This window comes from Globicatella sanguinis NBRC 15551, assembly GCF_001552295.1.
Lineage (GTDB): Bacteria > Bacillota > Bacilli > Lactobacillales > Aerococcaceae > Globicatella > Globicatella sanguinis.
Genome location: NZ_BCQX01000228.1, coordinates 1 through 1175, shown reverse-complemented (window position 1 = coordinate 1175; position 1175 = coordinate 1). Strand labels below are relative to the sequence as shown.

1 protein-coding gene is annotated in these 1175 nt (G+C 34.3%); it reads right to left on the bottom strand.

Translation table 11 applies throughout. The features are described 5' to 3' along the window. Positions 1-56: 56 nt before the first annotated feature. Positions 57-1082 (bottom strand): lactonase family protein, encoded by a 1026-nt coding sequence (locus tag GSA01S_RS10255; RefSeq protein ID WP_066127313.1) that lies wholly within the window; start codon positions 1080-1082, stop codon positions 57-59. Between the last annotated feature and the right edge of the window lie 93 nt (positions 1083-1175).

The window sequence follows — 1175 nt, the reverse complement described above, 5'->3', positions numbered from 1 at the left end:
ATATGTTGTCTTTCCTATTCCCAATTGATTCGAATTGAATGTGCTAGAAATATTAATTACGCTAGGACAATATTGACACATTCTGGTGCTAAGGCCGTTACTTTAGCTTTTTTCAATAAACCAGATTTTGTATCACGATTTAATACAGTAATCATATCGGTGTCTTGATGTGGAATAAGTAAAAACTTTTCAGTTTCATCTAAGATAAAATCACGAGGAATTTCACCATAAGTTGATATTCTTTGGATTTCACTTAACATTCCAACAGAATCTACTTTAAATGCTGTAATTACATTTGAAAAACGAGTTGAGCAATATAAGAATTGACCATCTTGAGTAATACGAATAGCCGCACCAGCTGAGGTCTCTACTTCAGATGCATCAACATTTGGTAAAGTGTTAATGACAGTTAAGGTCTTGTCTTCATTAATTCTCACCACTGAAGTCGTGTTACCAAGTTCACCAATGACATAAGCCACGTCTAAGGTTGGGTGAAGTGTGATATGACGCGGTCCTGTGCCGGCAGGGAATTTCGTTACTGAAAATTCTGATAGTAAACCATCATTTTGTATATCATAGACATATACTTCATCCGTTCCTAAATCACAAACATATAATTGGGATTGATCTTTACTAAAATGAGTCATATGAACATGAGGTGATTGTTGGTTTTTATGAAAACTTGAACCAGAATGAGTGACTTGCTCAATGAATGAGAGTTCTCCTGCTTCGTTATAACGGTAAATATCGATGGACCCATGGTGATAATTCGAAACATAAACAGTACGTGTTGCTTCATGATATGAAATATGACACCCAGGAATCTCAGTTGCAAAGCATTCTGATTGTGTAATGAAAATACCATTGGCATCTTTTTTCAGTACTGTCAGACCACCTTTATCAGCTTTACTAATAGCAAATAAGGTATCTTTATTTTCATTAAGGGTTAACCAAGTTGGATTATTGAGAGCAGAAACAGGGATGACTGGTCCGAATTTAGTCTTGCTTGGATCAAATGTGACTGAGGATATTCCTTTATTAACTCTTTTTGTGTATCCGCCTAAAAAGTAAGTTTGTTGCACGTATGTTCCTCCTAAAAGCAGTATTTGATTATTTATAGTATAACATCTGATTAAAAAAATTCAAAACATTATTAAAATTGATAGTGTCAAATT